We start from the raw sequence: 14,083 nt of genomic DNA, 5'->3' as shown, positions 1-14,083 counted from the left end.
TCGCGTCGTTTGTTGCGTCTTACTGAGCGTGCTGTTCCCGCAGGAGTCACCGCCTTCGCTCCCATCAACTCGTATTCTCTTCTAATTTTTTATTTACTGCAAAAGAATGAAACTAGCCCTTTTTTACGGTGCCGTTGATGTCCGCTGCGGGGGTGCTTTCCGCGGGCACATCGTAAGCCGCAACCGTCGCTGTCGCGTCGTTTGTTGCGTCTTACTATGCGTGCAGTTCCTGCAGGAGTCACCGCCTTCGCTACCATCAACTCGTATTTTCTTCTTTATATACTGCAAAAGAATGAATAGAAGGTATTGCTTATGCTCGATTTAATTTCCGTAATGGCAAACGCCATTTCTTCATATAAGAAAGAACTCGTAATATCGTAATGACTCCGAATAATGCATATAAGAAGATGTCTCCTGGCAGTAACTCCAGTCCAATAAGTAGGCCAGCAAGTGCTGCCCATACACCGTAAATTTCATCGCGGAGAACAAGTGGTTTACGTCCTGCCAATAAATCACGAACAATACCACCGCCTGAACCAGTTAAAACAGCAGCAACAATTACGGCACTAATAGGCATATTGAGTTTGACAGCGTACAATGCACCTTGTATCGCAAAAGCCGATAAACCAATAGCATCTGTGAAATTGCCCCAACGGTGCCAATGCTGTATAAGATGATGTGGAAAAATAAAAAATATAGTAATAGCAGCAATCGCAATTTGGAACATCATATCTTGCCCCCATAATGTTGTCACAGGTAGACCAATCAATAAATTACGAATGGCCCCACCACCAAAAGCAGTTACAATGCCAAGTATATATACACCGAATAAATCGTATTCTTCTTCCATTGCTATTATTGCTCCGGAAATAGCGAAGGCAATTGTCCCAATGATGCTAAAAACTTCCCAAGCCATCACTTTCCCTCCTTAAACGAGAATAAATTGTAGTAAGTCCGCCCCTTAGCTTAGCGCATTTAACAGCTAGACACAATAGCAATTTTTGCAGGGTTGCAAACAAATTGATAAGATAGGAAAGAACAATTTGAAACGGAGACGAAAACAATGACATTTACAACCCATTTAACAGCAGAGACGTTAACATTAGCGGAAAAAATAGAAGAAAAGGTGCGACCTTATCACAAGAAAGTAGAGGATATGGCGTTCTTCAATCAGCAAAAAGTACTTTCCGCCTTCAGAGCACATCAAGTAAGTGATTATCATTTACACCCTTCTAATGGCTATGGCTATGATGACGAGGGACGTGACAATCTTGAGCGTGTATATGCACAAGTTTTCGGAGCAGAGGCAGCGATAGTCCGTCCGCAAATTATATCTGGTACACATGCGATTACGCTTAGTCTATTCGGTGTGCTTCGACCAGGTGATGAATTACTTTATATTTCAGGTCAACCATATGACACGCTACAATCAATTGTCGATGGTGGTGACAAAGATACAGGTTCACTGAAAGATTATAAAATTGGCTATCGCCATGTAGATTTAATCGATAACGAAACGATTGATTGGACGGCAGTCGCTGCAGCTATAACGCCTAATACTAAAATGATAGCGATTCAACGTTCAAAGGGCTATGCAACGCGTCCATCCTTTACGATCTCACAAATTGCAGAAATGTGTGAGAAAGTACGAGAATTGGCCCCACATGCCGTTATTTTTGTTGATAACTGCTACGGTGAATTTGTAGAGGCACAGGAACCTACAGAAGTAGGTGCAGACTTAATGGCAGGTTCTCTTATTAAAAATCCAGGTGGTGGCTTAGCCAAAATAGGAGGCTATATTGCAGGTAGAGCTGATTTAGTTGAAAAATGTGCTTATCGAATGACATCACCAGGTATTGGAGCAGAAGCAGGTGCAACATTAAATACACTTGGTGATTTCTATCAAGGGTTTTTCCTAGCACCGCATGTGGTTAGTCAAGCGTTAAAGGGCGCCATTTTCACAGCAGCTATGCTAGAGGAAGCGGGCATGAACACATTCCCTAGCTTTCATGCTGAGCGTACAGATTTAATTCAATCAGTATCGTTTAAAACAGCAGATCAAATGGTTGCATTCTGTCGTGAAATTCAAGCAAACTCACCGATAAATGCGCATTATGCCCCTGAGCCTGCATACATGCCTGGCTATGAAGATGATGTCATCATGGCAGCGGGTACATTTATTCAAGGCTCAAGCATTGAACTAACAGCAGATGGTCCAATTCGTCCGCCATATACAGCATTTATTCAAGGTGGATTGACATACGAGCACGTGAAATTTGCCATTTGTAGCGCGGTCCAAAGCTTACGAAAATAAGCTATAAATAGATGTTAGACAACCCCCATCACGGATTTGTGGTGGGGGTTTTATCGTAATATGAATGCTAGCTGTTTTGCTTTCATACTAAAGCTAGTGAATTAAAGCAATATCTCAATAGGTCAGCAGGAACAGAACGAGTGGAAACGCCATTTTATTGTAGTGACATACATAAAGAGCTGTTGAAGTTACGCATGCTAAAAAGGAGCATATGCAGCATTCTATATTTTCATATGATTGAATCTAAAAAGATTGTATACAAAAAGTGTCAAATGCTGTTTTCGACTTTCTTGCCCCGAGAAAAGCGTCCGTCCGAGGCGGAAACCAATCGCAGAAATCTTATATTGAAGACTAAAGATGAACTGTAAAATATTTCGAGTTTGGCTAAAGCTTGGACTATCTTTTTATAGTTTTTAACAATTTTTCATCAATTCAAAAAAAAATTAAAAATACATGTTAGGAAACCTTACATCTTTGTTGACAGTGAAAATTTTTCGTTATATGATAAGCGGGTATTGGGGGGACTTAAATGAGTCGTGAAATTAGACGAACGATGCCGTTATTATCTATGAGTATCGTGATGCAATTGACCGAGCTTTCGGCACGCCAAATTCGTTATTATGAAGAACACCATTTAATTGAGCCACACCGAACTGAAGGTAATCGTCGAATGTTTTCATTAAATGACGTCGATACGCTTCTTGAAATAAAAGATTACTTGGAGCAGGGTATGAATATGGCGAAAATTAAAAAATTATTTGCTAAAAAATTGGATCCTGCTGCAGCTGAAGAACCTGATTTAACTGACACAGAATTACGTCAAATTATGCGCGAAGAAATGCGTCAAGCACAGCGCATGCAAAAATCATCTATCCGACGTGGGGATTTATCCCGATTCTATTAAAATAACTACTATTAGATGGTTATTATTTAATAGGGTAGGGTAAAGATATAAGCTAGACAATTTATAGGAGTGTGGAAAACTGTGGGTAAATACACAAAAGAGGACATCAAGAGTTTAATCGAGGAAAAAAATGTAAGTTTCATACGTTTACAATTTACAGATATTCTAGGTACAATTAAAAACGTTGAAATTCCTGTTAGTCAACTAGATAAAGCACTAGAAAACAAAATGATGTTCGATGGCTCATCAATTGAAGGCTTCGTGCGTATCGAAGAATCAGATATGTATTTATATCCTGATTTAGATTCTTTCGTAGTGTTCCCTTGGACTTCAGAAAAAGGGAAAGTAGCACGTTTCATCTGTGACGTATACACTGCTAAAGGCGAACCATTCGCTGGTGACCCACGTAACAATTTAAAACGCATCCTTAAAAAAATGGAAGAAATGGGCTTTACAAGCTTCAACTTAGGGCCTGAGCCAGAATTCTTCTTATTCAAATTAGATGCAAAAGGTGAACCTACGTTAGAAGTAAACGACCACGGTGGTTATTTCGACTTAGCACCAACTGATTTAGGTGAAAACTGCCGTCGTGATATCGTGTTAGAGCTAGAAGAAATGGGCTTTGAAATCGAAGCTTCTCACCACGAAGTAGCACCTGGTCAACATGAAATTGACTTTAAATATGCAGATGCCATTACAGCATGTGACAACATCCAAACGTTCAAGCTAGTTGTTAAAACAATTGCACGTAAACACGGCCTACATGCAACATTCATGCCAAAACCGTTATTTGGTGAAGCAGGCTCTGGTATGCACTTTAACGTGTCATTATTTAAAGGGAAAGAAAATGCATTCTATGATGAATCTACTGAGTTAGGCCTTTCTGAAACAGCAATGCAATTCATGGCAGGTGTTCTTGCACACGTACAAGGATTCACAGCTGTAACAAACCCAACTGTTAACTCTTATAAACGATTAGTTCCTGGTTATGAAGCGCCATGTTACGTTGCATGGTCTGCACAAAACCGTTCACCACTTATTCGTATCCCATCTGCACGCGGACTTTCAACTCGTGTAGAAGTACGTTCAGTGGACCCATCAGCTAACCCATATTTAGCGATGGCTGTTATTTTAGAAGCGGGTCTAGAAGGTATTCGCCAACAATTAACACCACCAGCGGCAATTAACCGCAATATTTATGTAATGACAGAAGAAGAGCGCAAAGCAAACGGTATTGCTAACTTACCACCAGCGCTTGACGATGCGTTAACATTACTTGCGCAAGATAAAGTAGCTCAAGCTGCTTTAGGTGAGCACATTTACGCAAACTTCAAAGAAGCAAAAGAAATCGAGTTCGACATGTACCGTACAACAGTACACCAATGGGAACGCGACCAATATTTAAAAATGTATTAATCAAAAAAGTGTTGGGGCTTAAGGTTATTTAGGGTGAAATATTTATAATCAAACTACGAAAAAGGTATTACATTTTAATAATGTAGTACCTTTTTTATTGTATTAATCTGCCTTTGTTCTCCTGATTCAAGATTTATTACATATAGCGCTGTAAACATAGTTGGAACCCGTCCCAATTTTCACGCTTTGTTTTCTGTTGCTCGAGCAACAATTATTTCATCTAGAGAAAGCCATTCCAAATCTAGGTCTATATATCCTTTGGGTGTATAGTTCTTTTGTTTATTCGCTGTAGGAATCATTTTGAATGTTAATTGTCATATCGTTAACATTTGTTAGTATCGTCTTCTTTTAACCCCTAGTACAATTAAGTGATGTGTAATTGAATTACCCATTTAGTGGTGATTACTACTACATAGAAAAAAAGAGAAAGAGAGACTACTATAATGAAAGAACTATCTAACCTATTCCTAGGCTTTTATCTGTGGCGCCTGGCTGTTAACCAAGATTATATTAATATCAGGCAAGGAGGAAGATTGTAACATGCGTCAAAAGAGGATATTCAACAAAAAAATATGGTTAATTTTATTAGTCGCCATGATGCTATTCTTCAATACTTATTCCATATCTAGGGCAAACGTTAGCTCGGCTATAGCCCAAGGTTCTACTTTGTTTGATAGACCTGTAGCTGTAGCCGTTAATGACCAAGGAATGATCTATGTTGCGGACTACGCAAACAACCGAATAGTCGTGTTGGATCCTGTCGGGAGATACGTGGCTGAGTGGGGCGGGCAGGGAAGCGCCGATGGACAATTCAACTACCCAAGCGGGATCGCCTTCGATTCGCATGGCAATGTATATGTTGTTGATAGAGGGAACCACCGAATCCAGAAATTCGAAGCGAATGGCAGCTATCTGGCGCAATGGGGGACAAGGGGCAATGGTGATGGACAGTTTCTCAATCCTTCAGGTATCGCGATTGCTTATAACGATATCTTGTATGTGGCAGATCGTGATAACCGTCGAATCCAACGTTTCGATCTCAAAGGAAACTTTCTAAGCGAATGGGGGAGATATGGCAATGGAGACGGGCAGTTTTACCTCCCCTATGGTCTTGCGATTGATACACAAGGTCACGTTTATGTAACGGATAGTGAATTGCATCGAGTTCAAAAATTTGATGCCGATGGTGCTTTCATAAGCAAATGGGGAACTCAGGGGACTGGTAATGGTCAGTTTCGGTATCCTTTTAGTATTGCGGTAGACAATGGAAATGGTCATCTCTACGTCCCTGATGCGCAGAACAACCGAATCCAAAAGTTTGATTTGGAGGGGAATTATGTGAGTCAATGGGGCAGCACGGGGAGCGGCGATGGACAATTTGACTTCCCAAATAGTGTAGCGATTGACAACAACGGTAGCGTCTATGTAACGGAAGTCGGAAATAATCAAGTACAAAAGTTCGATGGCGATGGCCATTTCCTGAACAGGTGGTACGGCTCGATTAACGCTACAAGTATTGATCTTTCACCAAAAACGGGGCAGTTGATTGTAGGAGGAAAGCAAAGTTTCCAACTGACAGAGATCTTCTCAAATGGATCGAGTCAAGACCAAACAGCAAACACAACGTTTACGGTAAGTGATTCTTCCATTGCCACGATGCAAGGGAATGTTTTAACAGCAATTGCACCAGGAACAGTGACCGTAACGGCAGCCTATGATAGTACGTCTGATACGGCCATGATTACGGTGAATGCAGTACCAGTAATAACAACAGGCATAGTCCTATCACCTAAAACAGGGCAACTAATTGTTGGAGGCACAGAGAACTTCCAGCTAGTAGAAAATCTATCGGATGGGACAAGTCGAGATCAAACGGCTAATGCAACCTTTACGGTAAGTGATCCAACCATCGCTACTATACAAGGAAATACCTTAACAGCAATTGCACCAGGAACAGTGACCGTAACGGCAGCCTATGATAGTACGTCTGATACGGCCATGATTACGGTGAATGCAGTACCAGTAATAACAACAGGCATAGTCCTATCACCTAAAACAGGGCAACTAATTGTTGGAGGCACAGAGAACTTCCAGCTAGTAGAAAATCTATCGGATGGGACAAGCCGAGATCAAACGGCTAATGCAACCTTTACGGTAAGCGATCCAACCATCGCTACGATGCAAAATAATAAATTAACAGCGATTGCGCCAGGTACTGTAACAGTAACGGGTATCCATGGTAATATGTCTGATACGGCTACGATTACAGTAAATCCACTACCAATAGTACCAAATCCGACACCAGAGCCAGTCTATCCAGTAGATTCGACGCCATCAAATGAGATAAAAATCATTCGTACGGTAGAGCAAGAAATCGTGAAGTATCGAGCAGACATTTTATTGAATCATGTCCAAGCATTAGTACCACAACTATCGAATCAAGAGGCACGAACAATTCGCCTTGTATACCCAGTGGAAACAGCTACGGCAGAGGCACATTTGAGTCTTTCAAGCAATGCAGGGTTATTTTTAAATAGGCAACAGACGAATTTCTTCATGCAAACAGCGTTAGCCCAATTGACGATGCCATCAACTTCATTCAATGGCGTGACAGAAGATGTATTCTTCCGTGTTGTGCCAGTAAAGGCACAACAACAAGAAGTGCTTCAGGCGAAAGTGCTAAAAAATGAACAAATCCAACAAGGTATGCCAAAAAGAGCGATTATTTCGCTAATAGGAACACCTGTAACGATTGAAACAAATCTACAAAATCGCCCTGTAACGATTACGTTACCAATTTCGGCTGAACTAACAGAAGAACAAATGGCTTCATTAGTCGTTTACATCGAACATAGTGACGCAACAACTGAAGTAAAGCAAGGGCGTATGGTCGAATTTGAACCAGGCGTGAAAGGATTTCAGTTTGAAGTAGACCACTTCTCAACATTCAGTCTACTTTATGCTTCTGAAGTGCAAGAAGAGGAAGGACAAATGGAAGTGAAGCGATTAGCACCATATATTCAAGGTTACCCAGATGGCACATTTAAACCAAATGCCCTGGTAACACGGGCACAAATGGCCACGATGTTAGCGCGTTTCTTAACAAATGGTGACATGCCAACAACGACGAATAGTTCATTTGAGGATACAATAAATCACCCTTCAAAAGATGCGATTGAAGTGGTGAAGCAAGCTGGTTTATTTAATGGCCAAACGGAAACGACATTCAATCCAAATGGCACGATTACACGCGCACAAATGGCAAAAGTCGTGGCTCATTGGATCGAAACCGTATGTGCACAAGATCCTTCAAAAACAATCTGTCAAGCCTCTGGCAAAGGTAAATCATTTACAGACGTTTCGCCAACCCACTGGGCTGCACGTGCAATTGAACAAGTGAGTACATGGGGGATTATGACGGGGAATAGTGAAACGACCTTTCATCCAAACGGTTCCTTAACACGCGCACAGGCGGTGAAAGTGCTCAACCAATTATTCGAACGTCCTGCTTTAGAAGACATTACAACATCGACATTTAGCGATGTCCTTTCTACTCATTGGGCTATTGGGGAAATCGAGGCAGCTGCAACAGAAAGAATGGTCAAACAATAAAAAGGAAACTACACATGTACGGTTGGGCAGATGCCCCGTAACGTGTGTAGTTTTTTATTGGGAGAATGCCTAACTCAGGAAAATCAGCTTTCCTAAAACGAAAAGTTTTAATCCATCTTTTTTATAAAAATGACATTCAAACAAAACGAACCCACTTATTTTGATCCAATTGTGTTCTAAACGCATGGGTTTCATATATATAACCAACCTTTTTAGAGCATTTTTAATCAAAAAATAAAGATTAATAAAACGTAAAAAGACTGATAAAAAAACCTCTTGTCAATGAAATATTGGCAAGAGGTTTTTTCGCATTTATGAATAGATTCTTTAAAGTTTTATAGCTTATTGAGTTTCATTTATATTCTAGTCGATAATTAAAATTTCAATTTGTTATTCAACAATCGGGTGCGATTCTGTAATAAGAATCAGCGCTCGTTTTCATTAAAGGGCCATTTAATTGAACGTGGAGATTGTAGAGAAAAGTACTTAAACTAACGAAGCAGTTTAGAAGAAGAAGGATATGAATTTACTATGATATGTAATCCAAGTAAAATCTAAGAAGGGGGGGTTACATACTAAAAGAAAAAATGTTTTGTAGAATGAATATAAGGGAGGAGAATTAACTTGGAATTCACAACAGAAAGATTAACAATTAGACCTTTTCAGAGTACTGATTTACAGGATGTATTTGCTATTTATAATGATGAGGATACATGTAAATTCCTATTACATAATAAATGGACTCAAGAAGATATGCAGGAAAGATTTAATAAGAAGCTAGCAAACAGTGTACTTTCTAAAGAATCAAAGCTAAGTTTGGCAGTTATATACGAGACTAAAGTAGTTGGTGATCTATCCGTATGGTATACAGATATGAAAGACACTGTTGAGATTGGTTATGGTTTTTCTAATGAAGTAGCTGGAAAAGGTTTGGCAACAGAGGCGGTTAGTACTTTGGTTAATAAATTATTTAGTGAATTTAATGTACATCGTATACAAGCCAATCTTGATGCAAGGAATACAGCTTCACAAAAATTGTGTGAACGAATAGGTATGAGAAAGGAAGCCCATTTCATCCAAAATTATTGGAATAAAAATGAATGGACAGATAGCTTTGTATATGGAATGTTATACTCCGATTTGTAGTAATAGAATTACATCATCTCACTTTATATAACGCAGCTTTTAAAAAAGCTTCATAAGCTTTACAGTTATTCCATTAAAGGGCGCTTTCCTTGAATAAGGAAAGTGCATTTTTCATTAAAGGGCCATTTAATTGAATAAAATATAAGAATTAAATTTGAAGTGGTGATTGTGAAGAGAAGTATTTAAACTAACGGCACAGTTTAGTTCAATAACTATTGAGAAAAAAGCTATAATATATTTAATTTAAGGTGGTGTTCTTTTGAAAGAAACAAACAATAAACACATATGGATAGAAGCTGAAGAATGGACTGAAGGTGAATGGAATGCTGAAGATGCTAACCTTGATGTCATCGTAACTTTCTCTGACCGTTCTAAATGGATTGCGAGTTTTTTCACCTACACAAACATACAGACATTGAGAGAGAAGAATGTAAATACAGGCGAATGTATGAAAGGTGCATATCTTTGGTCAAGCGATATGTTTCTTATAGATATTGCAAGTAGAGAACGAATTTATGAAGTTATTGACTTCCTTATTGAAAATGATGAGTTTGAGTCAGTTTTTACTCGATACTCAGATGTAGATGTTTAAGATAACTATTTGTATCCAGAGGATTTCTTAAAATGAGTAATGAATAGACATTACTATTCAACTAACGGAAGCTATAGTTCAACAAGGAATTGGAATTTAGATCTTCAACATTCGGGTACGATTCGGTAGTGACCCCTTAAAGTTAGAGTTTTTATTAAAGGGCCATATTGTTTAATAATATTCTTTTATTTAAGGTTATACTTTAACTAAGAAAGCCTGAATGAATGTATAAGAAAAAAGGGTTTTTGTAATAAGGAATTTGCCTTTTAATACGATTGGACTATAAGGGAATATGGATTGGAGTGATATAGTGTTAAGGAAGGAAGCTATAAAAATTATCTTAGAAAATGATATTACTAAACTAACTAGGGATGAACGTGAGGCATTGATATTGAACTCTTGGGGAATGGATGAACTTGATCCTGAATTTCATTTTTTCTCAAAGTCGTTGCAGCATGAACTATTAACTTCAGATGGACCAACAAATGACGTAATGGACTTCCGTTATAATAAATTATTGCTTATAGGTGCAGAAGGTAGTTTCTACGGAATTCCAAACGAATATTTATCTAAACTCGTTTCGAAAATAGTAGGGAGCAATATTGTAGTTGAAGGCTATGTAGAAAAATTAGTACCTTGTCCCTGCTGTAATTATGAAACCTTGGTACAGCGAGGGGAATATGATATTTGCCCAGTTTGCTTCTGGGAGGATGATGGTAGCGATAATCCAAGCCAATATAGTGGCCCTAATCATATGACCTTGTCAGAAGGTAGAGGAAACTTTGAAAAGTACGGAGCTTGTTCAGAAAAAGAAGTTACATTTGTAGCTTCCAACAGATTTGAAATCTATAACAAGGCTGAATAAAAGGATGCTTTGAAAAAAGAGATTTTTCAAAAGTAGTATATGATGGGCTATGCAGCAAATGAGATACCAGTACAATGATTCGTTCTGAATTTATTGGAAAGCCCCAAGAATTGTGTGAATATTTTGATGAAAAGTGGCATCAAGTGAAGCATATGATACGGGTTTCGCGAATAAGTACTTTTGAGCTGCTGCTATTTTCAATATACTGGGAAGTAACTGCCAAATTGACGCGTTGGAGGAGAAAATATGACCGAAGAAGTGAATACAAAGTAAGTAAAAATCTAAGCCCCACATTGTTGAAGGCTTGGAGTGAACCAAGCCCTAATTTCATAAAAACATATGATAGCCCCCAAAAAGCATTTATAACTATCAATAACATATTTGCCAATGTCTGTAGGTTCATAAACTCCCATCCTTCTTGTATAGCTTGCGGATTGGAATATTATTGTATTTCCTTTCTTAGCTGTTCCGTTGCAGACAGTGCTTTTAAGTCCTGTGAAATTTCACCTGGTCTGTTTCCTTCCCCAATAATATATCCTTCGAAAGTTGTCCCTACAAAGTCAAAGATATGTTGAAACTGTTGAATCATTGGTAAGCCTTTGATATATGGTTGATCTCCACCCACTGCAATGACATATGCTTTTTTTGAAGCCATTATAGACTTGAAATCAGGATAATTTGGATCTTTTAAAGTCTGTGACCAACGATCAATAAAGTTCTTCATTGTGCCTGTCATGCTATACCAATAAATTGGGGTAGAAAAAATAAGAATATCATGTGGAAGGATACGATTAATAATGGAATTATAATCATCATTGACTTCAGAAAAACCTTCTTCCGCATGTCGCTTATCAATTATAGGTTTAATTAAATAATCCTTTAAATATACTTCTTCTACATCTAAACCTTGGATGGCTAACTTTGTTAACGTTTCTGTGTTTCCGTTTTGGCGGTTTCCACCGTAAATAACTGCTATTGTCATGTGAATTAACTCCTTTTCCTCGAAATCTTCTATTATTGTTCTTCTGATATTAATATCTTATAATAAGTTGATAAATCGATACAGACGATTATTTCGATTAAATAAATCGGAAAAACCGATTTAAAAGAGGTTGATATAAATGGAAATTAAACAGTTGATTACATTTAAACATGCTGCTGAAAATCTGAATTTTACCCAAACAGCAAAAATATTGAATTTTGCTCAATCAAGTGTTACTGCACAAATCAAATCCCTTGAAGATGAGATTGGGAAACCTTTATTTGAGCGTTTAGGTAAACGACTGATTTTAACAGAAGCTGGACATCAATTTAAAAGCTATGCAGAAAAAATGATTAATTTAAGCCAAGAAGCAATTACAGCTGCAAAAGGAGAGGAAGAATTATCTGGTACGTTAACAATAGGGGCGCAGGAGAGTCAGTGTACTTATCGATTACCACTAATCCTTAAAGAGTTCAAGACTGCCTTCCCAAAAGTAAAGCTAGTATTTAAACCTGCACATTCTGATGAAATGGCGAGAAAGCAGCTAATGGAAGGTTTATTAGATATTGCCTTTATTATGGATGAAAGCAAACCTGACGGATCGTTAAAGGTAGAGCGACTTATCAAAGAAGAGTTAAAATTAGTTGCCTCACCAAACCAATCTAAATCAGACTTTTCAATAGATGATCTGAAACATGAAACTCTTTTGCTTACAGAAGCTGGATGTTCTTATCGAAATATGTTTGAAGAATCTCTAAATTTACTTGGAATTTATTCATTAGATAAAATTGAATTTGCTAGTATAGAGGCCATTAAACAGTGTGTAGTTGCAGGATTAGGAGTGGCACTACTGCCTGAAATGGTAGTTAAAAAAGATATTGAAGAGGGGCGAATGAAGGAATTGCCGTGGAAATCTTCCGTACCTCCACTTTATACTCAAATTGCTTGGCATAAAGATAAATGGATAACACCACCTTTAGCTGAATTTATAAGCTTAACTCGTAAGATGTTTCAGTCAGTATAAAGTAAGTCTTCAACAATCGGTCGCGATTCTGTAACAAGAATCAGCGCATGTTTTTTCATTAAAGAGGTCTAGCTACGGATTCACCAACGATAAGCAAAGAAATTTCCCCAAACGATGCTTTGGGGGCATTTATCTGTTTCAACTAACGGAGAAAGAAATGTTTTATAAGCATGAATTAAAAGTGAAATATGTGAAAATTAAGATATGTTATAATTATATTCAAAACATATTAGGGGGTAAGTGAATGTCAGTTAATAAGATAGAGGAATATTGGCATATGTACACTAGAGAAAATGAGTGCAACATGAGTATTCCAGATGCATGGATGTTTGGAGATGGTTCCAAAGAAATGGGAGATGATTTAGGAAGTTTAGTTGTTAAAGGGATCAAAACTGGAACATGTGCTGCACATTGTGTCTATGAGCTTGAAGGAGAAGAAATTCAAAAAGTTGGTCAGTACGATATTGTATTGGATGGAGACAAAAATCCATTAGCCATTATAAAATATACAAAGATTGATGTTATTAAAATGAATGAAGTAACAAGTGATTTCGCAAGGTCTGAGGGCGAAGGGGATTTAAGCTATGATTTTTGGTATAGAGAACATGTTAAATTTTTCACTTGGGAATTAAACCAGTATGGACTTACGTTTACTCCAGACTTATTGCTAGTTTGTCAAACGTTTGAGGTAATGGATATTTATAAAGATAGATTATAATATTTATAACATATACATAACTAAACCTAAACGTTCCCATCAAAGTTTGGAAAGAAATTTTAAGCCCAAAAATGCTATGAAAACAATATTTCTGGGCTTTTCCTTTGAGTATTGATTGAAACAATTTATTAACGATTAATCCTGCTTTTTTTATCGCCCATTTACTTTACCTACACCTAATATTGTAATTCTTTGAGTAATTAATTCCTCATTCATATAAGAGTAACTAACTCGTAAATGATGATTTTCTTGCTCTACAGAGTAACAGGCTGAACCTGGCAAAAAGGTTACCTGCTGTTTTTTTGCTTCTAATAGAAGAGAATTGCTGTCCATCCAAGCAGGCAGTTTAGCCATAGATTTAATCCCCCATCAGGAATAACCCATGATACGCCAACAGGCATATGTTGTGAAAGTAACTGAAGCATTAAATTACGTCGAATATTCAGTGCAGTTCTTAATTATTTTAAATGATTCATCATTCTTTTAGAATTAATAAAAGACAAAATGGAT

At 37.8% G+C, this 14,083-nt stretch carries 12 protein-coding genes; 9 read left to right on the top strand and 3 right to left on the bottom strand.

The window, feature by feature from the left end; genetic code table 11:
• Positions 1-310: 310 nt before the first annotated feature.
• The gene (locus tag JNUCC52_RS07895; RefSeq protein ID WP_228134408.1) at positions 311-916 is read right to left on the bottom strand and encodes a trimeric intracellular cation channel family protein; all 606 of its coding nucleotides are present in this window, start codon (positions 914-916) and stop codon (positions 311-313) included.
• Between the two features lie 147 nt (positions 917-1,063).
• Here JNUCC52_RS07895 and JNUCC52_RS07890 point away from each other — a divergent pair, with 147 nt between their 5' ends.
• The 7 genes from JNUCC52_RS07890 (at position 1,064) to JNUCC52_RS07860 (ending at position 10,849) form a co-directional block, all read left to right on the top strand.
• Positions 1,064-2,314 (top strand): methionine gamma-lyase family protein, encoded by a 1,251-nt coding sequence (locus JNUCC52_RS07890; protein ID WP_337981879.1) that lies wholly within the window; start codon positions 1,064-1,066, stop codon positions 2,312-2,314.
• Between the two features lie 529 nt (positions 2,315-2,843).
• Entirely contained in the window at positions 2,844-3,218 is a 375-nt protein-coding gene (locus tag JNUCC52_RS07885; RefSeq protein WP_228134410.1) for a MerR family transcriptional regulator, read from the top strand.
• A gap of 81 nt (positions 3,219-3,299) precedes the next feature.
• Positions 3,300-4,634 carry a type I glutamate--ammonia ligase gene (glnA, locus tag JNUCC52_RS07880; protein ID WP_228134411.1) on the top strand — a complete coding sequence of 445 codons (1,335 nt, stop codon included), beginning with the start codon at positions 3,300-3,302 and terminating at the stop codon, positions 4,632-4,634.
• Positions 4,635-5,174: 540 nt separating this feature from the next.
• Positions 5,175-8,246 (top strand): S-layer homology domain-containing protein, encoded by a 3,072-nt coding sequence (locus JNUCC52_RS07875; RefSeq protein ID WP_337981878.1) that lies wholly within the window; start codon positions 5,175-5,177, stop codon positions 8,244-8,246.
• 624 nt (positions 8,247-8,870) lie between these two features.
• Complete coding sequence (locus JNUCC52_RS07870) at positions 8,871-9,392, top strand: GNAT family N-acetyltransferase (RefSeq protein WP_337981877.1); 522 nt, start codon at positions 8,871-8,873, stop codon at positions 9,390-9,392.
• 259 nt (positions 9,393-9,651) lie between these two features.
• A complete protein-coding gene (locus JNUCC52_RS07865) occupies positions 9,652-9,984 on the top strand; it encodes a hypothetical protein (RefSeq protein WP_173478143.1) in 333 nt (110 codons plus the stop codon).
• A 310-nt stretch (positions 9,985-10,294) separates the two neighbouring features.
• Entirely contained in the window at positions 10,295-10,849 is a 555-nt protein-coding gene (locus JNUCC52_RS07860) for a CPCC family cysteine-rich protein (protein WP_228134413.1), read from the top strand.
• Positions 10,850-11,291: 442 nt separating this feature from the next.
• Here JNUCC52_RS07860 and JNUCC52_RS07855 read toward each other — a convergent pair whose 3' ends face one another.
• Positions 11,292-11,831 carry a flavodoxin family protein gene (locus tag JNUCC52_RS07855; RefSeq protein WP_173478144.1) on the bottom strand — a complete coding sequence of 180 codons (540 nt, stop codon included), beginning with the start codon at positions 11,829-11,831 and terminating at the stop codon, positions 11,292-11,294.
• 139 nt (positions 11,832-11,970) lie between these two features.
• Between JNUCC52_RS07855 and JNUCC52_RS07850 the strand changes: the two genes are divergently transcribed.
• Both JNUCC52_RS07850 and JNUCC52_RS07845 read left to right on the top strand, forming a co-directional pair.
• Positions 11,971-12,855, top strand: coding sequence for a LysR family transcriptional regulator (locus JNUCC52_RS07850; protein ID WP_173478145.1), 885 nt, complete (start codon positions 11,971-11,973; stop codon positions 12,853-12,855).
• Between the two features lie 244 nt (positions 12,856-13,099).
• Entirely contained in the window at positions 13,100-13,573 is a 474-nt protein-coding gene (locus JNUCC52_RS07845) for an ASCH domain-containing protein (RefSeq protein WP_173478146.1), read from the top strand.
• Between the two features lie 150 nt (positions 13,574-13,723).
• Here JNUCC52_RS07845 and JNUCC52_RS07840 read toward each other — a convergent pair whose 3' ends face one another.
• On the bottom strand, positions 13,724-13,927 hold the full coding sequence (locus JNUCC52_RS07840; protein ID WP_337981876.1) for a hypothetical protein: 204 nt from the start codon (positions 13,925-13,927) through the stop codon (positions 13,724-13,726).
• Positions 13,928-14,083 lie beyond the last annotated feature (156 nt).

This window comes from Lysinibacillus sp. JNUCC-52, assembly GCF_015999545.1.
Classification (GTDB): domain Bacteria; phylum Bacillota; class Bacilli; order Bacillales_A; family Planococcaceae; genus Lysinibacillus.
The sequence above is the reverse complement of the archived record's forward strand: the minus strand, read 5'-3'. Positions and strand labels throughout refer to the sequence as shown.